This is a genomic window from Frankia sp. CoWAU3, assembly GCF_977971855.1.
The window spans coordinates 21156-22078 of record NZ_CDWWXB010000038.1; the positions used below are offsets into that span (position 1 = coordinate 21156).

The 923-nt window shown below is 70.0% G+C and carries 1 protein-coding gene and 1 pseudogene; both read left to right on the forward strand.

Annotated features, from left to right (window positions below; all coding sequences use genetic code 11):
* Window positions 1-332, forward strand: a 332-nt coding sequence (locus AC08ON_RS06145; protein WP_476616604.1) for a Zn-binding domain-containing protein, incomplete at its 5' end; no start/stop codon positions are given.
* A 112-nt stretch (window positions 333-444) separates the two neighbouring features.
* Window positions 445-923 (forward strand): annotated as a pseudogene (locus AC08ON_RS06150) (hypothetical protein); the annotation flags it as partial.

A 923-nucleotide genomic window follows, 5' to 3' on the forward strand; every position in this document is an offset into this window, starting at 1 on the left:
CCGCCGAACACGCGGCGATCGGTCTGCTCCCGCTGTTCGCGACCTGTGACCGTTGGGATATCGGCGGTGTCTCGACGGCGCTCCATCCGGACACCGAACGCACCAGCGTCTTCGTCTACGACGGACACGCCGGCGGGGCGGGTTTCGCTGAACGGGGATTCCTCCGAATCGGTGCCTGGCTGGCTGCGACCCGGGACGCGATCGAAGCGTGTGAGTGCCCGGCGGGGTGCCCGTCGTGCGTCCAGTCGCCCAAATGCGGAAATGGCAATGAGCCGCTCGACAAGGCGGCTGCCTGGCGGCTCCTCGCCGCGGTGACCGCCATGATCGGCTAGCCCCGTGACCACTTCGCCGCGGCGTGGTTCCCCCGCGACCGGACCCGGGTATGTCGACCAGATCGACTTTTCTCCGTCGTTTATACCAACGTCCATGGTTCTGGAGGTCTCGGTGGTAACCGTCGGTGTCGTGCTGTTGCTGGTGGCTGGAGTTCTCACCGCGGATCTCGTGTTGGAGAACAGCGGTCACACCGTAGTCCTGATCATGGGACAGATGCTCTCGTTCGACACCTGGGGCCTGTTCGTCCTCGGCCTGGCCACGGGAGTGCTGGTAGCGGCCGGTGTGCAGCTCTTCCTGCAGGGCTTCGCGCGGGATCGCCGCCGCCACCGGATGGAACGCCAGCGCGCCCGGGAGATGGAGGCGCTGGTGCGTTCCGCGCCGCCCGTGCCCGCCACCGGCGGCCCCCGGTCCGTCGAAGCCGCCACCGGCGGGGCGCGAACCCGGACGGCCCCGCCCGAGGCGCGCCCGGCGGCCGCTCCGGCCTCCGTAACCGCTCCGATGCCCGCGGCTGCTCCCACCGCGGCGTCCTCGGGCCAGATCATCACCCATCCCCACCGGGGCGACCGGATCGTCGCCCGCGTCGCTGATCT